This window comes from Candidatus Chloroploca asiatica (assembly GCF_002532075.1).
In the GTDB taxonomy this organism is placed as follows: domain Bacteria; phylum Chloroflexota; class Chloroflexia; order Chloroflexales; family Chloroflexaceae; genus Chloroploca; species Chloroploca asiatica.
On sequence record NZ_LYXE01000173.1, the window covers coordinates 1 to 23,990 of the forward strand.

A 23,990-nucleotide genomic window follows, 5' to 3' on the forward strand; every position below is an offset into this window, starting at 1 on the left:
ACCCCGGTACGGGCACCCCTTGCGGGTGCCCCACCCCGGTACGGGCACCCCTTGCGGGTGCCCCACCCCGGTACGGGCACCCCTTGCGAGTGCCCCGTTGTATCCGGTTTCGTATGATGCAATCGCCCTGTGTACAGGACGGTGAAGCAATAGAGTTGACGCCGTACGTATCAATCGGCTACAATAGCTTCTGATCTTCGTGTATGTATTCTGGTTCTTTCACCTGATTGTTACTGGCTGTTATGCAGAAGCTTACCTCTGCTCAGATCCGCGAACGCTATCTGAGTTTTTTTGCCCGTCACGACCATACCATTGTGCCCAGTTCGTCGCTGGTTGTTGCCGATGATCCGACGCTGCTCTTTGCGAATTCGGGCATGGTGCAGTTCAAGGATCTTTTTCTTGGTCTTGAACAGCGCCCCTATCGCCGAGCGGTGACAGCGCAGAAGTGTCTGCGCGTTTCGGGGAAACATAATGACCTCGAAGAGGTCGGGCCGTCACCTCGCCATCAGACCTTTTTTGAGATGCTGGGCAATTTTTCGTTTGGCGATTATTTTAAGGCCGAGGCGATTGCCATGGCCTGGAAGTTGCTGACCGAGGAGTTTGCCCTGCCCGTCGAGCGGCTCTGGTTTACGGTCTTTGAGGGCGATGACCAGGTGCCCCCCGATGAAGAGGCGGCGCGGCTCTGGATTGCCCAGGGGGCCGATCCGAGCCGGGTGCTGCGCTTTGGGCGCAGTGATAATTTCTGGGTGATGGGCGATACCGGTCCCTGTGGCCCATGTTCCGAGATTACGATGTATATCGGTGATGATCTGAGCAAGATGCGCGCCGAGGGCGTCAATTCGGACGATCCCGATTATGTCGAAATCTGGAATAATGTCTTTATGCAGTACGACCGGGCGACGATGCAGCCCCTGCCCCGCCCTTCGGTTGATACCGGGATGGGCCTCGAGCGCATGGCGATGGTGCTCCAGGGCGTGCATTCCAATTATGAGACTGATGTGTTTCTGCCGATCATTGCGCAGATTATGGCTTCGCTCGGTAGCGATGAGGCTCACTATCAGGCCCATTTTGCACCGTACCGGGCGATCGCTGACCATGCCCGCGCGGTGGCGTTCTTGATTGCCGATGGGGTGCTGCCCGGCAATGCGGGCCGTTCGTATGTGCTGCGCCGGATTTTGCGCCGGGCGGCTTATCAGGGTCGCAGCATTGGCTTCGAGCGCCCCTTCCTCGCCGAGGTGATTGAGGTGGTCATTGCTCAGATGGGCAAGGCTTACCCCGACCTCCAGACGCGCCGCCAGTTTATTCTCGAGTCGGCTGATGCCGAAGAACGCCAGTTCTTGCGGACGCTGGCAAGTGGCCTGTCACGCCTCGAGACGGTGATTGCCCAGGTGCGCACTTCAGGTGGCTCGGCAGTGCCAGGAACTGATGCGTTTTTGCTCAAAGATACGTATGGGTTTCCACTTGATTTGACCGAGAAGATCGCTATTGAAGCGGGCCTCCCGGTTGATGAGGCGGGCTATGCGGCGGCAATGAAAGAGCAACGCGAGCGCTCGCGTGCGGCGGCGAAGTTTGCCCGCGGCGGCGATGCCGAGCTCTGGGCGGATCGGGCGTTGCCCGCGACCCGCTTTGTCGGCTACGAGCAACTCGCCGCCGAGGCGCAGATCCTTGCCTTGATTAGCAATGGTGATGCCGTTGCACGGGTTAGCCTGGGCAACCCGGTGCAACTGGTGCTCGATCAGACGCCTTTTTATGCCGAGAGCGGCGGCCAGGTTGCCGATACCGGGACGCTGACCACGCCCACTGGGATCGTGCAGATCGAAGATACCCAGCGCCCAACCCCCGGGCTGATTGTCCATTATGGCAAGGTCACGGCCGGCCATCTTGAGCTCGGGCAGACGTCCGTGGCGGCCGTTGATGCCTCGCGCCGGGCTGATATTCAGCGGAACCATACGGCTACCCATTTGCTGCACCGTGCGTTGCGTGATGTGGTGGGAGAGCATGCCGCCCAGTCCGGTTCGCTGGTTGCCCCTGAACGCCTGCGTTTCGATTTTACCCATAATCGTGCCGTCGAGCCGACCCAACTGCGCGACATCGAGGCGCGCATCAATGCCTGGGTTCGCGCCGATGGCTGGGTTGGCTGGGAAGAGACGACCTATCAGGCCGCACTTGACCAGGGGGCGATTGCCCTCTTTGGTGAGAAATATGGCGAGACGGTGCGCATGGTGACGATCGAGCGCGGTGATGGCTTGATCGATCAGATTGCCTCGACCGATAGCCGTGAGTTGTGCGGTGGTACCCATGTGCGCAGTACTGGCGAGCTTGGGTATGTGCGGTTGATTGGCGAAAGCAGCATTGGCAGTGGTTTGCGCCGGATCGAGGCCGTCACTGGCCGTGCCGCCGAAGAGTGGGTCGAACAGCAGGCCCAGTTGCTCCGCGATCTTGCTGCGCGCCTCGGCGTCGCTCCGACGGCCTTGCCCGAGCGCCTCGATCAACTGTTGACCGAGCATCGCCGCCAACAGCAGGTGCTTAATGTGCTGCGGGCAAAACTGACCAGTTCTTCCCTCGAAGGCTTGCTGGTGCAGGTGCGCCACGATGAGGGTGTGCCTACCCTGGTGGCCCATGTCGAGGCCGAGGATATTCCGCAACTCCGCACGATGGGTGATTGGCTGCGGAGCAAGATCGGTTCGGCGATTATTGTGCTTGGAACCATAATTGATGAGAAGCCGTTGTTTCTTGCGATGGTAACGCCTGATCTTGTGGCACAGGGGTACCACGCGGGCAAGCTCGTCAAGGAACTCGCTACGGTGGTTGGTGGTGGTGGCGGTGGACGTCCCGAAATGGCCCAGGCAGGTGGCAAAGATCCTGAACGCCTGTCTGACGCACTTCACCAGGTGCCCTCGCTGGTCGCAGCCCAGCGTAAGGGGTAAGGGGTTGGGTTATGTTGCTTGATATGCGTGAAACCCCGCTGATCCTGGTGTTGCCTGATGAACCAGTGGCGCTGCTCTATGCGCGCATTCGGCAAACAGGCGCACCTCGGTTGCAGTTGCTTGTGCCCGAAGGTGGCACCGCCCTGCATGCTGACCCTGAACTGGCCCACCTCGCACGCCTGGCGGCTGATGATGGCCTTAGTCTGATGGTGATTAGCTCTGATACGGCGCTGCTCGCGGCAGCGCGTGCCGCCGGGTTTGAAACGATTGCAGTGCAAGGGGCCAGTGTGGTGGCCCCTCCATCGTCGGGTGCCGATCAAGCGCCACCCGCTCTGGCACCAAGCCCTGAGCAGGGGGCGGGCCTTGCTCCCCCTCCACCAGAGCCTGCTGCACCGCACCGGATCACCGATGAAGTGCCATCGAACCAGGTACGGGATGAGGATGCCGATTTTCTGGCGGCCCTCGATGACCTTGATCTGCTGCCGCCCGCACCAGGCGGTACGCTCGGTACGGTTGATGAGGCTGATGAAGTCGCCGCCGCAACCGCGAGTCTCAAGGCAGCGCTAACCGGTATTCCTCTGCCGCAAAGCGTTGTGAATGAGCTTCCCGCTGTTGAGCCGGTGCGCGATCTTCCGCCGCCTCGCGTTGAACCTACACCCGCACCACCCCGCTCTACACCCCCTCCCCCGCCTCCACCAACTCGCCTTGGCCCACCAACACGTTCCAGGGCAACCTATGCAGCACGTGCTGAAACTGCACCGCACGCTGCCTCCGAGGCCGTGCCACCAGCACCGATTGCCGCCCCGCCCTCACGCAGGGCGCTTTCCTGGCCGGTCATTGCGCTGACAACGCTGCTGCTGGCGTTGCTGCTGCTGATCGCTAGTGTCTTGTTGCTTGGGAGCCGTGTGACCGTGGCGGTTTCACCGCCGCTTGTGGCGGAAACAACCGAACCGCTTGTTGGGTTGCCAGTACCGTTGGTCTTGCCGGGCAGTGGGGCGGCTACGGCGATTGAGGCCGAGGCTTTGCGGACAGATGTGGCCTTCAATGTGAGCAATCAGGTCTCAGAAGGCACCATGACGCCGTCGGGCACGGCGGGCGGGATGTTGACCATCTTCAATTCCAACAGCCAGGCGATCCTTTTGCCAGCGGGTACCGAGTTTGTCGCCGTCAGAGGCGATGGGCAAGAGGTGCCGTTCCTCAGTACGGTCGAGGTGCTGGTACCGGGGGCTACGACAAGCGATACCGGGGCGCAGATTGTGACCAATCGGGGTCAGGCTTTTGTTACCGTGCTCGCCCGTTCGCCGGGCAGCGGCTCGAATGTTGATGGGAACCGGGTTCGGCGCATTACGCCACCTGGGGGTGTCAGTTTTACCGTCGGTTCAGGCGGCATTCTCGTTGATCATCCGCCGCTCACCGGTGGCACCGAGGAAGAGGTGCGCATCGTTCGTGATACCGATGTGCAGGCAAATCTTGGGCCAGCCCTTGAAGGGCTTGATGCCGAGGCCCGACGACAATTGGAGGCGCTCGCTCGGGCGCGAAATCTCGTGCTTGAGCCTTCGACGATCTTGCCCCGACGGAGTGACCTTGAACAGTTGCAGGGCTTTGAGTACCTGGTGCAGCCAGCAGTGGGCCAGGTGGTTGATCCCGTCAATCCGACGTTTGTCTTGAATACGCAGGCTCAGTATAGCGCCCTGGCAACCGCAAATGACCGCCCCCTCGAGTCACAACTCGCGGTAGCCTTGACCGAACAGTTGCGCCAGGCTGGACGGTTGACGCCGGGTGATTGCCGTGCGCCTGTGGTGACGGCGTGGCGCTGGGATGGCGAGAGTTTGCTCGTCGACGGCGAGCTTGGCCCTGATACGACCAGCCCTGGATGTAGTGGCGAACTTGATGAGGTGTCGCTCGATCAGATCCGCAATGCGATCCGTGGCAAGTTGCGTCAGGACGCCGCCCTTGCCCTCGATCAACTCGTTGCGCGTGGGGTTATTGGCGGCTATACTTTGCCCGATGTTGAACGATTGCCACGCTGGGATTGGCAGATCCAGATCGAGTCGTAAATGTACCTTGCCGAAGAACGGATTATCGGGTTGGATGTGGGCGAGCGACGCATTGGCATTGCGCTTAGCGATGCCTCGCGGATGCTCGCCTCGCCGCTGACGACGATTGCGGCGCAGCCGCAGCCACAGGCCATCGACCGCATTGGGCAACTCGTGCGTGAGTATGGCGTGATCGAACTGGTGGTCGGGTTGCCCCTTACCCTGCGGGGTGAAGTCGGGCCACAGGCCGAGCTCGTGCAGAAATTTGCCGCCCTGCTCGCAACAAGCCTGGGCCTCCCGATCCGGCTCGTTGATGAACGGCTCACCACCGCCGCCGCTGACCAGATGCTCCGCGAACTGGGCGTCAAACCCGATAAACGCAAGCTCCAGATCGATCAGGTTGCTGCCTCGATTATCTTGCAAGATTACCTCGATCAACAGCGGACGAGCTAGGCGCAATACCTTGCAAATAAGGCGGCTCTTTTGACGCAAAGGCGCAAAGGTTTTTGCGTCGGTGAGCGTAACCCTTCGCGTCTTCGCGTCTTCGCGTGAGCTTATTTGAAAAGTATTGGAGCTAAGCGTTTCCTTGGGAGTCACAGGCAGATGCTTGTAAGCTGGAGTGTTGGCCTATGGAACCAGATGATACGACCTTGATCGTGGCCTGTCGTGCCGGCGATCAGGGTGCGTGGGAGCAACTGATCCGGCGCTACCAGCGCCTGATCTATGCGATTCCTCTGCGCGCGGGGTTGGGTGAGGATGCGGCCGCCGAAATCTTTCAGCGTACCTTTGTCATCCTGTTTGAAAAGCTTGACACGCTCACCCAGCCTGAGCGCTTGCGGGCCTGGCTCGTGACGACCACACGCCGCGAGTGCTGGAACTATAGCCGACGCGAGCAGCGGACTGACGCCCTCCCACACGATGACCCGGAAGATCCAGGGGCGACCGAACTCGTTGACCCAGGTCTGTTGCCCGATGAACTTTTTGAGCAGATGGAACGTCAGCATATGGTACGGCAGGCGCTCGGGCGGCTTGATCCACGCTGCCGCACGCTGCTTGACATGCTCTTCTTGCGCCCCGATCCGCCACCGTACGCCGAGCTTGCCGCCACGCTCGGAACGACCGAGGGGAGCATTGGCCCGACGCGGGCACGTTGTCTGCAGAAGCTGCGCGCGCAACTTGCGCAGCTTGACCATTGAATGCAAAGAATGCTTTGCTTGCTGGTATTTTAGGCTGAGGGAAACACTCTGTAAGGGTGTATGCATGATGCTGGGAAGCCTCCTGGTCATTTTGCCTCTGGCTATGGGATAATAGATGATAGATGATAGAGCGGAGCAGGGGAAGGTAGAGGCCAATGGGAAAGATTACGTACGAACAATTGGTTGACCTGGCCGAAGGCCGCCTGGCGGACGATCAGGCCATCACGCTCCGCCAAATCGTGGCGGCTGACCCGGACGCTCAACGCGAACTGGCGTCACTAGAGGAACTGATCGGCCTGATGCGATCTGATCGCAGTGTGGATGCTCCCGCGTATGTGTTTGCCCGTGCGCTACGCCTGATGCGGCCACCGACGCCAGCGGCGCAAGAGGGTATCGTGCAGCGTATTCTTGCCGTTTTGCGGGGCGATAGTCAACAGTTGCCGCTGGCGGCTGGCCTGCGCACGGGTCAAACAGTACGTAGTCTGGTCTATCATGCTGATGCGTGGGATCTGGATCTTCAAGTGACGCGGCAGAACGGGCGCTGGCAAATCCAGGGTCAGTTGCTTGGCCCTGAGCTAAACGGTGTGGTGCAGTTGGAGGGTGGCGTGGATGCGGTCACAGCGACGATCAACGAACTGGGCGAATTCAGTCTGCCACCCGTTGGGAATGGCGTCTACACCCTGCGCATTCAGGTTGATGGACATGAAATCGTGGTTAGCCCGCTGGAGCTTACATCATAAGCCAGCCTGCACGCCAGACGTTTGTTGAGCTTCTGATCAACGCCCCGGCTGAAGCACACGCCGCGTTGCTGAGGGAACATGCCGCCCAGGATAGCCTGGAACTGGCCTATGCGTTGCAGGATGCCTGTTATGCTGCCTGGAATACCGACCGGGTGCGAACGCTGAATGCGGCGGCCGCCCTGGACACCCTGGCAGCACAAACGGCTGACCCCGATATTGCCGCGTTGGCTGCGTGGGCTGCCGGCATCGCTGCGCTAGCTGAAGGGCGAATGGAACAGGCGATCACGGCCCTCGATGCTGCAGCGGAGCAGTTTCGGCAACGCGGGCACCTCCACCTTGCTGCTAATACCCAGGTCGGCAAGTTGATGGCACTCGCGATGCTCGGGCGCTACGCTGAGGCCCTGACGTGTGGCGAGGACGCTCGGACGGTCTTGATCGCGCACGGCGATCTGGTCGCGGCGGGCCGCATCGAGCTCAACCTGGGCCATATCGCGTTCCGCCGCGATCAGTATCCCGAGGCTGAAGCCTACTACCGCAGTGCTTATGCCCGGCTCAGCCATGTTGATGACCCAGCACTGCTGGCGCGCTGCGAGAGTGGCCTGGCTGATGTGCTGGCCCGACGGAGCCACCTCGACGCGGCGCGTACCCTCTATGCACAGGCACTTGCCCGTGGCGAGGCGGCCGGACTGACGGTGGTGCAGGCAGAGGCCGAGTGCAACCTGGGCAATCTGGCGCTGGCGCAAGGGCGCTACGGTGAGGCCCTCGCGTATCTCGAGCGCTCACGGCGTCGCTATGCCGCGCTCGGGCTGCCGCACGAGTCGGCGTACGCTGACCTTGAACTGGCCGAAGCGTATCTCGAATTGAACCTCGCCCCCGAAGCCGCGGCGATCTTTGCACGTGTAATCCCGGTCTTTGCCGAACTGGGGATGCACTCTGAACACGCCTGGACCCTGGCGCACGCTGGGCAGAGCGCACTGTTGCTGGGGGATCACGCAACGGCGCGAGCGCATTTTGACGCTGCCGAACAACTCTTCACGACGGAAGGGAATACGGTGAGTGCAGCCCTGGTCGCGCTGTTTGAGGCGCAGTTGCACTACCGCGAGCAGCAATTTGCTGCGGCGGCCTTATGCGCTGCGGCTGCCGAGGCTCGTTTTCGTGCCGCCGATAATCAGGGGCGAGCGCTGGTGGCTGCCTGGTCGCACGCCGAGGCGCTGCATGCCGCCGGGGATGATCAAGCGGCTGAGGGCTTGCTCCGCGAGGCTATGGAGCTCGCTGAAGCGCGTCGTGTGCCGCAGGTTGCGCTGCGCTGCGCAACGACCCTGGGGCGCATTGCGGCGACACGGGGCGATCTTGCCGCAGCAGAACACCTGCTGACCCAGGCAGTCCAGATGATTGAGCAGTTGCGGACGCCACTGCCCGCTGAGGAGTTTCGCACCGCTTTTCTTGCCGACAAACTCTCGCCCTTCGCCGAACTGGCGCGCCTATGCCTCACCAGCGATCGTGTGGCCGAGGCCTTTACCTATGTTGAACAGGCCCGCTCACGCGCCCTGATCGAACTGCTGGGGAGCCCGCTTGAGCACCGCCATGCTCCCTACGATGCCTTTGAAGCTGAACAATTGGCGCGTCTCACCACGCTGCGTCAAGAGTTGAACTGGTGCTATCAGCGCCTCAGTCGGGCAATGGAGAGCGGGCCTGCGGATCTGGATACGGTGCAGACGTTCCAGGTGGCCGCCCAAGAGCGTGAACAGGCAATCCTTGAGGTGACACGGCAGATTCAGCAGCGCGGTCACGGTGCGATCTTTGCTGGCCCGAGGCTCGATCTGAACGCACTTCAGGCTGAGCTTGGCACAACGACGGTGCTGGTGGCCTTCTACAGCTTCGACGATGAACTGTTTGCCTTCGTTGTCACCGACCAGGGCATCAGCGTTGTGCGTGCGCTTGCTTCTGAAGCGGAGGTGGCGGCCCTGGTCAACCGATTACGCTTCCAGACGGATGCACTGCGTCGGGTAGCCGGGCGCAACCCGAACCACTATGCGCAGTTATTGCACCGTGCCCAACACTATCTCGGCCAACTCTACGATCTGCTCCTGCGCCCGCTAGAGCAAGTGATCGGTGCGCGCCGCCTCGTCGTGGTGCCGCACCGCACGCTCCACTACGTACCCTTTCATGCGCTCTACGATGGCACGCAGTATGTCCTGGAACAGCGCGAAGTTGTCGCGGTACCGAGTGTGGCAGTCCTCCAGCATTGCTTGCGCCGTCCCGTCCCCAATCACGAGCGCGCCCTCTTTATAGGCGTGCCTGATGCTCTAGTCCCCAGTGTTCGCGACGAAATCCTGGCGGTAGCCCCCCAATGGCCTGATCAGATCACGCTGCTCGATCAAGACGCGACCCTGAGCGCACTACGGCGTCATGCTCCCGAGGCAGCCATCCTGCACCTGGCCTGCCACGGACAATTCCGCCCCGACAGCCCACTCTTTTCCGCCCTCCGCCTGGCTGACGGCTGGTTGACGGTGCGCGATGCCTACGAACTCGCGCTGCACTGCAAACTAGTTGTGCTAAGTGCCTGTGAGACCGGGGTCAGTGCCGTCGCACCCGGAGACGAACTCATCGGCCTGGCACGAGGCTTCTTTGCCGCTGGCGCACCAGCGATGGTAGTCAGTCTCTGGACAGTAGATGATGCAACGACAGCAGCGTTGATGACGAGTTTCTACGATGGCTTGCGTCTCGGTCTTGCGCCAGCGGCGGCCCTCAGGCAAGCGCAACGAGCGTTGCTCGAACACCACGCGCACCCCTTCTTCTGGGCCCCCTTTGTGCTCATGGGGCGCTGGTGACGTACGGACGAAGCACCCGCCCCACGCGCCCCTGGAACACCACGCGCCCCCCCACGCGGGTGCTTCGGCCCCACCCGCCCCACGCCAACCCCACGCCCCCCCTTTTGGGTAGGTTTTTTATCCACGGGCCGAGGGAGCGTCATAGCGTTGGCTTGTTTCGCCTTAGGTTGGCGGTGTCGTTGGCCAGGGTTCGGGGGACATACGTCATATGAAAAACCCACCCCCAAGAGACCCGCCCCCCACGCGGGTGCTTCGGCCCTACAACTCATGGTATCACCATGTATTTTCATGCTACCTGCGCCCTCTGTGAGAAAGAACTTTCTTTGCTAAGGAGTATCCGTTATGCTTCACCCTACACGTTTGTTGTGTGGCCTGTTCATCATGCTGCTCTTGTTCCTAGCCCCCGCACCAATGGTGCTGTTTGCTGACGATGATGATGACGATCTCGCGGGTGAGTATCTCCCTGGTGAAGTGGTACTCAAACTGTTTGACGCGGCTGCTTTGCCCGATGTCGCCCGCCAGAATGGTTTACAGGAAGCCTTTATCAGTCGTTTTGGGACGCGCCCGATCTTTCGCATGGCGATCATTGACGGACGTGATCCGCTAGAGAAAGCTGAGCAACTACGGAGCGATCCACGGATCGAGTTTGCCGAGCCCAATTATCTGGCGCAAACCCCCGAGGGGCGCCGCGGGCGTAGCGGCTGGGTCATTGGTGGCGATGCCGGAACCTTTGCAACGCAGTGGGCTCCGGCGGCACTTGGGTTCACTGCCGCCCACGCACGCAACCGTGGGGCGGGCGTGACGATAGCGGTGCTTGATACTGGGGTTGACCCGGATCACCCGGCCCTGGCTGGACGCTTGTTGCCGGGCTTTGACTTTGTTGATACCGACGACGATCCGAGGGAAGAGGGAACCTATGGGGTTGACTTCGGCTTTGGGCATGGGACGCATGTCGCTGGTCTGGTGGCACTGGCTGCACCTGAGGCGAAGATCTTGCCGGTACGCGTGCTCGATCCTGAGGGTGTCGGCAATATCTGGGTGCTGGCCGAGGGCTTGCGCTACGCGCTTGATCCTGACGGCAACCCGGCCACTAATGATGGGGCCACTGTGATTAACTTGAGCCTGGGGACACTCCGCCGCACCGATTTGCTTGAAGAGATCATTGCGCTTGCGACGTGTGACGACGACGACGACGACGACGATGACGACGACGACGACGATGACGATGACGACGACGACGACGACGATGACGATGACGATGACGACGACGACCGGTGCAGCGCCACTGGCGGGGCAATCGTCGTTGCGGCTGCGGGCAACGGTGGTAACAGTGTACCGCAGTACCCGGCTGCCGAGGGCGTGCGTGGATTGCTGGCCGTGGCCGCGATGAACCAGAGCGGTCATCTGGCGACCTTCTCAACCCGTGGGCCGTGGGTCGCCATCAGCGCACCAGGTGAACAGATCATCAGCACCGTGCCAGGGAACAACTACGCCACCTGGAGCGGCACCTCGATGGCTGCTCCGCTTGTCGCCGGCACCGCTGCGCTGGTACGTGCCCAGCAACCCAACCTCGCCCCTAGAGACATCGTCAATCAACTGATCAACACCGCCCAACCACTCTGCTCGGCGGGGCCGGCTCGGCTTGATGCAGCTCGGGCCCTTGGCGCGCCAACAGCAACAGAGTTCACCTGTCGCGTCTACTTCCCGCTTGTCCAGAAGCGCTGATGAGCACACCTACACAAACAACGTTGCGCCTTTGCGCCTTTGCGTCAAAAAACCCGCCCCAGCGGGAGCATTCACATCAAGGGGATCGTTGCATATCCGTCGGGCACAAAGAGGCTGCCTTCGGTGGTGCCCTGCGGCGTAATCTGTTGCAAGTGACGCCCAAGATCTGCCGGGGTCATTGTGCCAGCCAGGGTTGCCTGGAAAGCGTCGGTCACCCGGGCGACTTCTTCCCCACGCTCATGCACAAATTCGAGCCGGAAGTGACGCAGGCCCGCCGTCCGCCACGCGGCGAGATGCCGACTCGCTTCCTGTGCTTCGGCGTTGAAGACGGTGTTGCGGCACCCGACATCGGCCATCACCGGGTGCGCCCGTCCTTGCTGGTCGCGCAACGCGATGCGGTGCGTTTCGCACGGGTGCCCGCAGTCTTTATAACTGGTGCCGTTCGAGAGGAAGCGGCAGAAGACGCAGTGCTCGGTGTGAAAGATCGGGAGGTGCTGGTAGGCAACAATTTCGAGGAGATCGGGATCAAGTTCAGCTGCGAGCTTCGCGATCTGATCGGCATTCAGATCGTAAGTCGGAGTGAGTCGCGCCAACCCGAGTTCGAGCATCGTCTGCGCCGTGAGCATGTTGGCGGCGTTGAGGCTGAAGTCGCCAACAAGGCGCGGGATCGCCGCCTCACGCAGGGCGTGCAACAAGCCCGTGGAACGCACGAGAATCGTGCAGTCGAGTTTGCGGAGGAAGTGAACAATGCGCTGTTCGTCGGGTTTGAGCACCCGCGGGCTCGCGACCCGCGCTTCGATGCCCGCCGCCTGGACTTGCTCAACCGCCGGACGCAAGCCGTAGAGTTCAAGGTAGTCGAGCGTGATGCTCGCCGGACGGGCGGCCAACGCGGCTTCGAGTTGCTCTGCCGTGCGGACAAGCAGGTGCAACGTCGGCGACGCAACCGCCGCGTGCGCCACAGGCCGGGAAGGTGTCATCTGGGCCAGCACCGCCGCCGGATCGCCACCACGGATCGGCGCAGGTTGCCCCTGGAGTTCGGCCAGCAGATCAGTCGCTTCACGGCGCAACTGGTTGAGCAACGAATTGGCCACAAACGGGTTGCCTTCAGCCACATAGTTCAGCGCCGCCAGATAGTAGGGCGTTGTCCCGAGGCGGCCAAGTTGTTCGTGCAACAACGCTTCGGTCAAGCCGCGTCGCTCAGCCGCCGCAAGCGGCTCAGGTGAACGAACTGTCACCCGCAGCGCGGGAAGCTCGCCATGCTGCCAGGTCAGGACAAGCGGTTCGCCAACCTGCGCCACCGCGTGAACCACCACAGGCTGACGGCGCACCGGACTGGCCGGCTGGGTCAGCGGACGTACCGCCCGTTCAAGTTCGGGATCAAGAGTACGCCAGATCAGATCGCCCGGTCGAATACGGCGCAGATCAACCGCATCATAGCCAAACTCCAATTCCACCAGACCATGCAGCGCCGGATAGGCATGATAGACCCGCCCGCCCTCTTCGGGCTCTTCAGGGCTACGCCAAGCGGCGGCATCAAAGACAATGCCATCACCAGGTTTGAGCGGCGAGGCCGCTGCCGCCGGGTCAAGTTCAGCCAGAATGCTCTCCGTCAATACCTTGACGACACGAGCCACGAGCACCCCACGATGACGGGGCGCACGTCCACGCACCACCGCCTGATGGTCAGTACCGGTGAGAAAATAGGGTCCCATCCCCCGCGAATAGACCTGGGTCAACTGCAAGTCTTCATACGGTGTAATCGAGAGCGGCAGGCCCGCCCAGGCTTCATCAACCGCCTTGCGATACGCCGCCGTGGTCAGCGCCACATAGGCCGCGTCTTTGTAGCGCCCCTCGATCTTCAGCGCCGACACACCCAGTTGCACAATGGCAGGCATCTCGTGCAACGCATAGAGATCGCCGGGCGACAAGAGATAGCGGGCCTCACCGAGGGGCCGGGGCGCGCCATCAACCAGCAGATCGTAGGGCAACCGACACGCCTGCGCACACTGACCACGATTCGCGCTCCGCCCACCCCACGCCTCTGAAGAGAAACACTGCCCCGAATACGAGACACAGAGTGCCCCATGCACAAACATCTCGAGTTCAAGCGTCGTCGCCGCCCGAATCGCCGCAATCTCCTTGAGCGACAACTCACGCGCCAGCACCACGCGACTCACCCCAAACTGACGGGCAAGCTCAACCCCCTCAGCCGACGTAATGCTCATCTGGGTCGAGCCATGCACCTCAATCTCGGGCACCAGTTGCTGCAACAGACGCGCAATGCCCACATCCTGCACAATGAAGGCATCGGCACCCGCCTCGGCAATCGCCAGGGCCACCCGCGCCGCCTGCAACAACTCGTGGTCAAACATCAGCGTATTAAAGGTCACATAACCCTTGACGCGACGCTGGTGCAACGTACGCATCACCTCGGGCAGTTCCTCTAGCGTAAAACCGACTTTGGCACGGGCACTAAAATGCTTGAGCCCAAAATAGACCGCATCAGCCCCTGCCTCAATCGCAGCCTGCAACTGGGGCCAGTAGCCAGCGGGACTCATCACTTCTGGTTTCATCATCGCCTTTATCAAGATATAAGCCCCGAGGCAGAGGGTGTCGAGGAGGGCATCGGCAGATCGGGGCCAGTATAGAAGAGGCGGCCATCACGCCAGTCAGCCAGATCGACCGCCGTCAGCCACGCCGCTACCGTCTGGGCGCGGCGATACGCCGTGCTATCGGCAAGCGGGGCAAGCCCCTGGAGCACCTGAGCCACCGCGGTGCGCTCGAGGCCAGCGGGGGCCATGCGCATCGCAACAATCACCGCCCGCATAGGATCGCGTTGGAGCAAGAGACGACGCAGATAGGTACGCTGTTCCGCACGATTGCTGCGCGCAAAACTCCGCCCGAGGATCGTCAACTGCGGATCATCGCCTGGTTCGCCTTCAGCCACCAACCCGAGGATCCGGGCCGCCTGGGTATAATAATGGCCCTGGCGCAGCACCTTCATGCCAATATACTCAGCAATCGCCTCAGTCGTCAACCGACCACGATCAATCGCCTCAGGCACACGCGCCACATCCCAGATCTGATCAGCCTGTGGAATATCAGCCGTATCAAGGAGCATTGCCCCTATCTCCACTCTTTACACAGCGCATCATATAGCGCTAAACAAGTGCATGATAACACAAGCAGCGGTGAGCGGCAAAAGTCATAAGAAGTGTCACAACTTTGTCATGTTCAACGCGACAATACCTGCTAAGATAAGGAAAGAAAGCCTGCCATCTCCCGGTCGCCAGGGAAGTCACAGCTATGCGTTTCAATCCCAGCATCCAACAAAAAATTCTCGCCCTGCTTTTGAGCCTGGCCCTGCCCCCCCTAGCTCTGGTTGGCTGGCTCGGACTGGCCGGGCTGACACGCGCACGCGATACTGCCATGCAAGAGGGGATCAGTGCGCTGCAAACCCAGGCTGAACAGACCCTTGCCGACCGTGCAAGCGACAAGGCCCGCCTCTATGATCAGGCCCTTGCGGCCATTGAACAGCAAGTCGAGAGCGTCGCAACCTATGCGCTCGCTGCGTACGGACGCGAACCATTGACGCTCACCTCTGATCGTGTCTGGGTCGCCCCGGCTCCTTCGGCTGATCAATTGCAACGCTATCCGGCTGAAGTGGCCTATGCCCAGCACATCATTCCGATGCTACGTGCGACGGTTGCCGCTAATCCGCTGGTCAGCATTGGCTATATCGCCTTCGAACAGGGCGGCGTCATGGCCTTTGATGATGAGAGCGTTGTAGATGCGCTGCTCGCCATTCAGCCCTTTGATCCGCGCACCCGCCCCTGGTATCTCGCCGCCCGTGCGAGCAATGGGCCAGTCTGGACCGATACCTATGTTGATGCCAATACAGGTCTGCTGGCAACGACCTGCGCGATGCCCCTGATGACACCCGAAGGCACCTTTCTCGGCGTCGTAGCCTTCGATCTGTTGCTCCGCACCATTCAACAGGATCTGCTTACGGTTGACATTGGCGACCAGGGCTATGCGCTGCTGGTCAATGAACGTGGCGAGGTGATTGTACGCCCCGATATGGAAGTGCGCGATGAGCAGTGGAATGAGCCGTTTCAGACCGAGAATTTGCTCGATTCACCGAGTCCTGAGCTGCGCGAGCTTGTGGCCGCGATAAATGGGCGGGAACAAGGCATCGCCCGCATTGAAGATAAGAATGAACCCGCGTATATTGCCTACGCGCCGATCCCAACCGCAGGCTGGAGTGTGGCGCTCATTATTCCCGCCGATCAGGTCATCGCACCAGCCGTGCGTACCGGCACACGGATCGGCGAACGGCAAGAAGAACTGCAACGCCAACTCGTGATTCTGCTGATCTCCCTTGGGGCCGTCATCAGCCTGGTCGGGCTCTTTCTCTCGCACTCGTTCACCCGGCGCATCAGCAGCGTCCGCCAGGGTGTCCAGGCCATCAGTCAGGGCAATTTGCAGCAGCGGTTGCCACCAGCCGGCACGGATGAGATTGGGCAACTGGCCGAGACGTTCAATCATATGGCCGATGTGCTCGAAGAGAAGGTTCACGAGCTAGAGAGCAATGCCGAACAACTCGCCAGGCTGAATAGTGTCTCTCAAGAACTCAAGGGCATTCTTGATCTGCCCCACCTGCTGAAGGCGATTCCGCACGCGATCTGTACGCAGTTCGCTTTTGATCGCGCCGTCATCTATCTGGTCGAAGATGATTACCTGCGTGTCGTTGAGGCTTCGTTTGGTCCGGGCGGACGCGAACAGGCCCGCCATTTCATCGAGGTCGCAAATAGTCAGCCGCTCGCCCTCGATGGAGCTACGGTTGAGGCCGATGTGATCCGTAGTGGCAAGGCGATCATTGTGGATAATCCCTGGTCGCATCCCGGGGTCGAACCACGCAAGCAGGCCGCCTCGGCCAGCCATGCGTATGTCCAAGTCCCTATCTTTGGCCGTGAAGGCCGCCCGCTCGGTTTGCTGTCTGCCGATTGTCACCTGAGTCGACGTACGATCGGGGTGGAAGATGCCAGCCGTTTGTTGATGTTCGCCGGTATGGTTGGCTTGACCATCGAGAATGTGCAACTCTATCAGGATCTCGAACGCCAGGTGACCCAGCGTACCGAGGAACTTCTGGTCGCCCTTGAACTCGCCCATCAGGCCGATCGCCGCAAGAGTGATTTCCTCGCGGGCCTTTCCCACGAACTGCGCACCCCGCTCAATGCGATCATTGGCTTTAGTACGATTATGCTCGATGGCCTTGATGGTTCGTTGACCCCTTCGCAGCGTGAAGATCTGACCAGCATTAATCGCAATGGGCGCTTTCTCCTCTATCTTATTACCGAATTGCTCGATCTCGCCCGCATCGAGGCCGGACACTTGAAACTCGAACGGACGCATGTTGACCTTGCCAGCATCATTGGTGAGGTCGTTGATACGGTCCAGGGCATTCTTCAGGGCAAGCCCTTGAGTCTGAACGTGACCCTGCCCTCCGATCTCCCCCTTGTTGATGCCGATGCCGATCGCGTACGCCAGATCCTGTTGAACCTGCTTTCAAATGCGGTAAAGTTCTCCCACAAGGGTTCCGTGACCGTCAGTGCCTATTGCCTCGATGAACTGAATGAAGACGCCCAGATTGAACCAATGGTCGCTGTACGGGTGACCGATACGGGCATCGGTATTCCAAAAGAACGCCTGAATGATATTTTTCAAGAGTTTGTGCAGATCCACGGTGGTCAATCACGGCTGAATGGCACTGGCCTCGGGTTGACGATTACCCGACGCCTCGTCGAGGCCCATCACGGGCGAATCTGGGTGGAGAGTGTCCCAGGTTTTGGTAGTACCTTTAGCTTTACCCTGCCCGTTGCCCAGGCGCATCGTCATACACTCAGGCTACCTGATGAGACCGTGTCTGCATCAGGCGTCACGCATCAGACCAACCAGGTGTTGTACCCGGAAGAGTTTCTTGGTCCCTTCAGTCTCTTGGACGATCCGATCCAATCCGACCCATCACACATAAACACCCTCAATCAGCCACCGTCAGGGGAAAGGTAAGGGCACGCAATGAACGACGCATTGCCAGGTATTTTATATATCGAAGATAATCTGGATAATCAACGGCTCGTGCAGCGGATTCTGGGCAATCAGGGCTATCATGTCGTTGTGGCGAATGATGGCCCCTCGGGACTTGCTCTGGCCCGCGAGATGATGCCCGTGATCATCCTTGTTGACCTCGGTATCCCTGGGCTCGATGGCTACGAGACGACTACCCGCCTCCGGAGTCTGATCCACCTCCATAATGTCCCGATTGTCGCCCTCACCGCCGATGGTAGCCCCGGAGCCCGCGAACGGGCGCTCGTCGCTGGCTGCGATGGCTATCTCGTCAAGCCGATTGATCCCCGTCGCTTGCCGATGGTGGTCTCAGAGTTTATCGCCGGTCACCGCGAACGGGTGAGCGTCCCCGCCGAAGAAGCCGACTTGCTCCGCGCCTATAGCCAGAAACTCGTCGAACGCCTCGAACAACGGGTGCTTGAACTTAGTGCCGCGAATGCTGAACTTGGTGAGCTCGATCGCCTCAAGAGCCAGTTCCTCTCGACCCTCTCGCACGAACTGCGAACACCGATGACGTCGCTGATGGGCTACCTCGATCTCTTTGAACAGGGTATGCTTGGCCCACTTACCAAAGAACAGCAAGAAGGCCTTGTCGTGATGCGGCGGAGTGGCGAGACGTTGGCCCAGCAACTTAATAATCTGCTGTATTTCCAGGAATTGCGCGGGCGGACGATGGACCCCCAAATGCTCGATCCTATTGCGATGCTCAAGCCCACCTTTGAGTCGTTTCAAGAACGGGCGCGTGGCGAGGGTGTGTTGATGGATGTCGTGACCTGTCAGGCAGCCCCCATCCTCGCCGATGCCAAGTCTCTCACCCAGATGACCCAGGCGTTGCTCGATAATGCACTGAAATATACGCCTCGGGGCGGGCGCATTCGTCTGCTCTTTCACGATGAGCCGTCACGCTTTATTCTGCGCTGCGAAGATAATGGCCCCGGGATTGGCAAAGAACACCTCGAAAAGATTTTTCTGCCGTTTTATCGGGTTGAGCTACCCAATACGACCGTCAAGCCCGGGGCGGGTCTCGGCCTTGCCATTGCCCGCCATATCGCCGAGGCCCACGGGGCCCAGTTGACCGTGCGGAGTCAGGTGCGCATCGGGACGGTCTTTACGGTTGTGTTTCCGCGCTAGAGGCAGCATAGATCCGTTGATAGACGCCCCAAAAGGCGTAGACGGCCCGCACGTAGCCCTTTGTTTCAGGGTAGTCGATCGTTTCGGTAAAGAGGTCGGGATCGTTCACCTGGGTGCCTCCGGCCCACCGTTGCGCGTTGCCCAGGCCCCCGTTGTACGAGGCGAGGGCGCCATGGACGCTCCCTTGCATGTCGCGCAGGCGCTGCCCGAGGTAGAAGGTACCAAACCTGATGCTCACCGCCGGTTGGTAGAGATCGTCAAGCACAAAGTCGGTGACCCCCAGGTTCTGCGCGATACCCTGGCCCGTCGCTGGCATCACTTGCCCCAACCCCCGCGCCCCTACCCACGAGGTCGCCCCAGGGTTGAAGAGGCTCTCTTGACGCACTAGGGCCAGAAAGAGGCGCGGATCAATGCCGTGTGCCGTTGCTTCCTGGTCAATCAGGGTGGCATATGGCGTTGGAAACCGGAGCCGCTGCAGGGCGAGGGGTTCCCCAAGCGGGTTCTCCCCTGAGGCTTCGTTTAAGGTACGCTCAGCCTGCCGCTTGAGTTGCTCGGCAGCAAGCAGGGCGGGGTAAGGTGCGCCTGCTTCGTGCGCCGCCCGACCCAGGTTCATCAACATCAAAGGGGTCGTCGCACGGTTGATCGCCTGACGCCATTCGGCCATCGCCTCGACCTGTAACCCAACCGCTTCCAACGCCACAGTGCGGGACACCGTGGTCGGCAGAGGGACAACAGGCTCGTCAGCGACCTCGTCAGCCGGGGTCAGTAAAGAAACCCAGGCGGCGAGTTCGGCCCATGCTTCATCGGTGATCGGGGCCGTCAACGCCAGTGAGCCCTGAGGGAAATCGCCCAGTTCTTCTGCCGCCCGCACGCCCTCATAGGTATCAGGGGCGGCCTCACGCGCTACCGCAAAGCGCACCCGGGCCTCCGCTTCGTCACCAAGCGCCCGCGCCGCTCGACCCGCCCAGAAGGCACCACGCGCCTTGAAGAGGCCGTCGTTGCCCTCGGCAAGAAGCCCCCAGACCTGACGGGCCTCGTCGTACTGGCCTGCGCGGAACAGTGCGAGCCCAAGGGTATGCAACACAATGCGGCCTTCGTTGCTCGCCGGATAACGCTGGCCCAGTTCGCGACGGGTCTGCAAGGCTCCTTCGCTATCGCCAAGACGCTCGCGCAACTGGGCGGCCCGGTCGAGCGCAACCGGCGCACGCGGGTCATCAGGATAGAGCAGCGCAAACTCGGTGTAGCCCGCAATGGCTTGCTCGGTCTCGCCACTCTGTCCAATCGTCTGCACCAGATCGAGGCGGGCCTGGCGACCTTCATTGAGATCCGGCGCAAGCGCGGCGGCGTCGGCGAGTCCGGCGATCGCCCCGGCAAAGTCGCCTTGCGCGCGCAGCGCTAGCCCGCGCATCCGCCGAAGCTCAATGGCAACTGCGGCATCTGGGGCTATCGGGATGGCCTGATCAAACAGGGCAACCGCGTCGGCCCAGCGCTCAAGGGTGAAATAGATCGCTCCGCCAGCCGCTGGATCAAGCGCCGGATCGCCCGCTGCCCGCAACTGGTCAACCGCCGCCCCGGCCTGCGCAGTCGCGGGGCTACGCTCGATCACCTCGATCAACCAGCGTCGCGCCAGCTCAGGCTGGCCTTGATTCGCGGCGAGCGCAGCAGCTTCACTCAAAATGCGTGCGCGGTAGGCCGGTTGCTCCGCGAGCTCCAGCACCTCTTCATAGAGAGCCAGCGCCTCGGTGGTGCGCCCATTCGCCACAAGCAACGCAATGGCCTTCTCGAACGCACCGGCTCGTTCACCAGCGACAATCGTTGTGCGCGCCGCGTACAACCACGAGGCAATCGCCGCCTCATCCAGGCCAAGCGCCCGCTCCTGAGCCGCCTGGCGTAACGCGGCATACGGTTCGATCGGCGTCGCCAGTTCACGATACGCCTGATAGGCGGCAATTGCCGCCTCGTGCGCCCCGGCCGCCTCGTGCGCCCGTGCCAGCCAGAAAAGGGCTGGCGCACGCAAAGGATCTTCCGCAGGGGCCGTCGCCAGAAACGCGCCAAACAACTCGGCAGCCGAAGTCCAGCGTCCCCGCTGCGCATAGCTCTCGGCAAGATAAAACTGCGCCGTCGGCACCTCGTCGGCAGCAGGGTAATACTGTAACAACTGGCTAAACTCGGTTGCGCCGTGATCCCCCTGCGCCCGTGCCGCCAGACCAAGCGCCAGCAACTCATCCGCAGGAGGCACCGAAAAACCTTCGTGAACCGGAATCGAGGGCGCTCGCTCGGGGGCAACGAGGCCATCAACGCTCCGCGCAACAGCGGTCTGATCAGGGGGCGGCGCGTCCACCACCTCACAACCAGCCAGACTTATTAGGAGCAGCAAGCAAAGTGTCCATAGATACCGCATGCCAGCATCTTACCACACCGAGCCACGCACACGGGGATATCACCAATGGGGTGGCCGTCAACGGCTTCGGCTCCTGGGCAGCAAAGGCGACCTGCGTGGCCTGAGCGATCCTACGGCGTGCACCGGAGGTGATTGCGGCCATGGGACGAATCCCATGCCCACAGCAGGGGCGCACCAGCGATGGTGACCACGTTGTGACCGACAGATGCGCAGGGTCTGCTGCGCCCCTACGGGTTGGTCACGGAATCGCCGATAATGGCCGCGACGACACCCATCCCCGCACCGTGGCCGATGCCCCGTCCACGGACGTAGGGGCGCAGCAGCCCCTACGCCCGCCCCGTTGCACACCGGCTCCTGCCATTGCTGCTGCGCCCTACCGTGGAGACACCACCCGCCCCCACGACAGTGATTGCGGCCATGGGACGAATCCCATGCCCACAGCAGGGGCGCAGCAGCGATGGTGACCACGTTGTGACCGACAGATGCGCAGGGGCTGCTGCGCCCCTACGGGCTGGTCACGGAATCGCCGATAATGGCCGCGACGACACCCATCCCCGCACCGTGGCCGATGCCCCGTCCACGGACGTAGGGGCGCAGCAGCCCATGGCCCGCCCGTTGCACACCGGCTCCTGCCATTGCTGCTGCGCCCTGCCGTGGAGACACCACCCGCCCACGCCCTGCTGATCGCCCCCGGCACCTATGCCCACGCGCCGCAGATCAGCGTGCCGATCACGGCTGCCGAGGCGGGTGCGCTTGCCAAGGTGCTGCGAGCATCCGTAGTGCGGTGGCTATCCGTCGGAGCAGGTGACGCTTCGACAGACCGTCCGAGCAGGTTTATAATAGCTGTTGTGAAGCGAGAACCCCGCGCGTTGCGCGCCCTTGCCCGTCAAGCCTTGCTGGTTGCGACGGTCGAGCGGGAATCAAGGCAACGAGCGCACGAAGAGCAGCAGCATGCTGCAGGGAGAGCGTGCCATGACGGTGAGCGAGCAAATTCAACAGCACCTTCAGAAGTTACCCCCCTCGGTTCAGGCAGAAGTGCTTGACTTTGTCGAATATCTCCTGGCCAAGGCAAGTGTTCGGGAAGAACGTGCGTGGTCAGATGGGTCACTCGCCTTGGCGATGCATGGCATGGAAGATGAAGCCACGCCACACTACACCACGGCTGACGTGAAGATGGTGTTTCCATGAAGCAAGCCGGACAGGTGGTCTTGTTTCGGTTTCCTCAGACCGACTTGGGCGAGGGGAAACTGCGCCCGGCGCTGTTGTTGGGCAAGTTGCCCGGCGCGTACGATGACTGGTTGATTTGCATGATTTCCTCGCAAATCCACCAGAGCATCCCTGCATTTGATGAGCTTGTTCGCGAAGATGATCCCGACTTTGTCGAAAGTGGTTTGAAAACAACGAGTGTGATTCGGATAGGGCGTCTGGCGGTGGTACAGGGGGAGATCCTGCTGGGTGCTATAGGGCACATCGCCCCCGAGCGACATCAGCGGATCAAACAACACTTGGCGGAGTGGCTTATGAACGCGAAGAGTTGACCCATGCCCCGCCCCACCGCCCACGCCCTGCTGATCGCCCCCGGCACCTATGCCGACACGCCGCAGATCAGCGTGCCGATCACGGCTGCCGAGGCGGGTGCGCTTGCCAAGGTGTTGCGAGCATCCGCAGATGACGCAGATGACGCAGATAGCGTAGCCCTGTGATCGCTCCCTTTTTGGCAGCTAGCCAGCCGCTGTGGGCGTATAATGAACTGAGCGCATCGCGCCTGGTTACGACCTCGTAGAGGAGTATGACGGAGATGACCACCGTACACCTTGATCTCCCGCAGGATATGCTCGATTTGCCCAATCAGACCCCAGAGAGTTTACGCGCCCTGGCCCGTGAAGCCTTGCTGGTTCGGTTGTACGATCAGGGCGTGATTACCTCAGGATGGGCGGCCCAGGTGCTTGGTTTGTCACGGCGCGAGTTTCTCGATCTGCTGGGAACCTATCGGGTCTCGGAGTTCGATGAATCGATAGACGTTGCAGCCGAGGCCCGGTATGGCTAAGGCGCCGGTTGTCTGCAATACAAGCCCCTTGATCAAACTGGCTGGAGTCGGGTTGCTATATCAGCCCGGCGCTGCGAGCGCAGACGCTCCACGCGGTTGGTGAAAGCGAAGACGAGGAGACCCAATGATCTTCCCCACCGCCCACGCCCTGCTGATCGCCCCCGGCACCTACGCCCACGCGCCGCAGATCAGCGTGCCGATCAACGCTGCCGAGGCGGGCGCCGTGGCCGCCGTGCTCCGCGACCCGCAGTGCGTCTGCGCCAGAACCGCATGCTGGCGAAGCTGGGCACTTTCGGCCAGGCCTGCGCACCACCCGCCCCCGCCAGACGTCCACGCCAGCAGGCTATATCATGCAAGGTGGCCTTGGCAAACCAAAAGCCGAGCCGTTCACAGCGACGGAAGAAGATGCTATCGCCCTAGAACGGGCGGCAGGGCGATAGCATCATACGAAACCGGACACAAAAATACGCTCTATTTGGCAGCAGGTGCATGCAACCAGCGGCGCAAACGGGCGAATCAACTCCGATGATCTGCGATCCTGGCATCGAAACGCGTCAAGCGAGGCACCCGCAAGGGGTGCCCCTTCAAAGGGTTTCACTAAGTAGGGTCAAACGACCGCTTTTCGTGAGACACAGCCCCGGTTTAACTCGTCCCAATGCGGTATATATGTTGGCACGCACCCATGAGGCGTTTTACTGCATTGGGAAGCCCTTCCCAGAACAGGTGAAACCCTTTGAGAGGGGTGCCCCTACAGGGTTTAAGGGCGGACAGAAAATATGTGTTCTTTTGGCCGATTCGGACGACATGTGACAACATGAGGCGGTTCGCGT

17 protein-coding genes are annotated in these 23,990 nt (G+C 61.2%); 13 read left to right on the plus strand and 4 right to left on the minus strand.

Annotated elements, in window-relative coordinates; genetic code table 11:
- The first annotated feature begins 242 nt into the window (after positions 1-242).
- The 7 genes from alaS to A9Q02_RS20875 all read left to right on the plus strand — a co-directional run bounded on the left by alaS (position 243) and on the right by A9Q02_RS20875 (position 11,455).
- Positions 243-2,927, plus strand: a complete 2,685-nt coding sequence (alaS, locus tag A9Q02_RS20845; protein ID WP_097655006.1) for an alanine--tRNA ligase — start codon at positions 243-245, stop codon at positions 2,925-2,927.
- An 11-nt stretch (positions 2,928-2,938) separates the two neighbouring features.
- On the plus strand, positions 2,939-4,984 hold the full coding sequence (locus tag A9Q02_RS20850) for a hypothetical protein (RefSeq protein WP_097655007.1): 2,046 nt from the start codon (positions 2,939-2,941) through the stop codon (positions 4,982-4,984).
- Positions 4,985-5,416 (plus strand): Holliday junction resolvase RuvX, encoded by a 432-nt coding sequence (gene ruvX / locus A9Q02_RS20855; protein ID WP_097655008.1) that lies wholly within the window; start codon positions 4,985-4,987, stop codon positions 5,414-5,416.
- Positions 5,417-5,592: 176 nt separating this feature from the next.
- On the plus strand, positions 5,593-6,159 hold the full coding sequence (locus A9Q02_RS20860; protein WP_097655009.1) for an RNA polymerase sigma factor: 567 nt from the start codon (positions 5,593-5,595) through the stop codon (positions 6,157-6,159).
- 155 nt (positions 6,160-6,314) lie between these two features.
- On the plus strand, positions 6,315-6,899 hold the full coding sequence (locus tag A9Q02_RS20865) for an anti-sigma factor (protein WP_097655010.1): 585 nt from the start codon (positions 6,315-6,317) through the stop codon (positions 6,897-6,899).
- A 65-nt stretch (positions 6,900-6,964) separates the two neighbouring features.
- Positions 6,965-9,730, plus strand: a complete 2,766-nt coding sequence (locus A9Q02_RS20870) for a CHAT domain-containing protein (protein WP_097655011.1) — start codon at positions 6,965-6,967, stop codon at positions 9,728-9,730.
- Between the two features lie 342 nt (positions 9,731-10,072).
- The gene (locus tag A9Q02_RS20875; protein WP_097655012.1) at positions 10,073-11,455 is read left to right on the plus strand and encodes a S8 family serine peptidase; all 1,383 of its coding nucleotides are present in this window, start codon (positions 10,073-10,075) and stop codon (positions 11,453-11,455) included.
- A gap of 71 nt (positions 11,456-11,526) precedes the next feature.
- Here the strand turns inward: A9Q02_RS20875 and A9Q02_RS20880 are convergent, their stop codons facing one another.
- Together A9Q02_RS20880 and A9Q02_RS20885 are read right to left on the minus strand one after the other, a co-directional pair.
- Entirely contained in the window at positions 11,527-14,031 is a 2,505-nt protein-coding gene (locus A9Q02_RS20880; RefSeq protein ID WP_097655013.1) for a U32 family peptidase, read from the minus strand.
- A gap of 8 nt (positions 14,032-14,039) precedes the next feature.
- On the minus strand, positions 14,040-14,576 hold the full coding sequence (locus A9Q02_RS20885) for a DUF7226 domain-containing protein (protein WP_097655014.1): 537 nt from the start codon (positions 14,574-14,576) through the stop codon (positions 14,040-14,042).
- A gap of 185 nt (positions 14,577-14,761) precedes the next feature.
- Between A9Q02_RS20885 and A9Q02_RS20890 the strand changes: the two genes are divergently transcribed.
- The gene (locus A9Q02_RS20890; RefSeq protein WP_097655015.1) at positions 14,762-17,524 is read left to right on the plus strand and encodes a sensor histidine kinase; all 2,763 of its coding nucleotides are present in this window, start codon (positions 14,762-14,764) and stop codon (positions 17,522-17,524) included.
- Between the two features lie 9 nt (positions 17,525-17,533).
- Positions 17,534-18,712: a hybrid sensor histidine kinase/response regulator gene (locus A9Q02_RS20895; protein ID WP_097655016.1), complete on the plus strand. Its 1,179-nt coding sequence runs from the start codon at positions 17,534-17,536 to the stop codon at positions 18,710-18,712.
- Here A9Q02_RS20895 and A9Q02_RS20900 read toward each other — a convergent pair.
- Positions 18,690-21,089 carry a transglycosylase SLT domain-containing protein gene (locus A9Q02_RS20900; RefSeq protein ID WP_172451233.1) on the minus strand — a complete coding sequence of 800 codons (2,400 nt, stop codon included), beginning with the start codon at positions 21,087-21,089 and terminating at the stop codon, positions 18,690-18,692. The two genes, A9Q02_RS20895 and A9Q02_RS20900, sit on opposite strands and share 23 nt — an antisense overlap.
- Before the next feature lie 528 nt (positions 21,090-21,617).
- Positions 21,618-21,776, minus strand: a complete 159-nt coding sequence (locus A9Q02_RS24465; RefSeq protein ID WP_172451235.1) for a hypothetical protein — start codon at positions 21,774-21,776, stop codon at positions 21,618-21,620.
- A 288-nt stretch (positions 21,777-22,064) separates the two neighbouring features.
- Here A9Q02_RS24465 and A9Q02_RS20905 point away from each other — a divergent pair, with 288 nt between their 5' ends.
- From A9Q02_RS20905 to A9Q02_RS20915, 4 genes are all read left to right on the plus strand, one after another.
- Positions 22,065-22,301: a DUF2281 domain-containing protein gene (locus tag A9Q02_RS20905; protein ID WP_216361572.1), complete on the plus strand. Its 237-nt coding sequence runs from the start codon at positions 22,065-22,067 to the stop codon at positions 22,299-22,301.
- On the plus strand, positions 22,298-22,651 hold the full coding sequence (locus A9Q02_RS20910) for a type II toxin-antitoxin system PemK/MazF family toxin (RefSeq protein WP_097655018.1): 354 nt from the start codon (positions 22,298-22,300) through the stop codon (positions 22,649-22,651). Before A9Q02_RS20905 ends, A9Q02_RS20910 begins: the two co-directional genes overlap by 4 nt.
- A gap of 3 nt (positions 22,652-22,654) precedes the next feature.
- Positions 22,655-22,816: a hypothetical protein gene (locus A9Q02_RS24470; RefSeq protein WP_172451237.1), complete on the plus strand. Its 162-nt coding sequence runs from the start codon at positions 22,655-22,657 to the stop codon at positions 22,814-22,816.
- A 95-nt stretch (positions 22,817-22,911) separates the two neighbouring features.
- Positions 22,912-23,160 (plus strand): UPF0175 family protein, encoded by a 249-nt coding sequence (locus tag A9Q02_RS20915; RefSeq protein WP_141509099.1) that lies wholly within the window; start codon positions 22,912-22,914, stop codon positions 23,158-23,160.
- Positions 23,161-23,990: the final 830 nt, after the last annotated feature.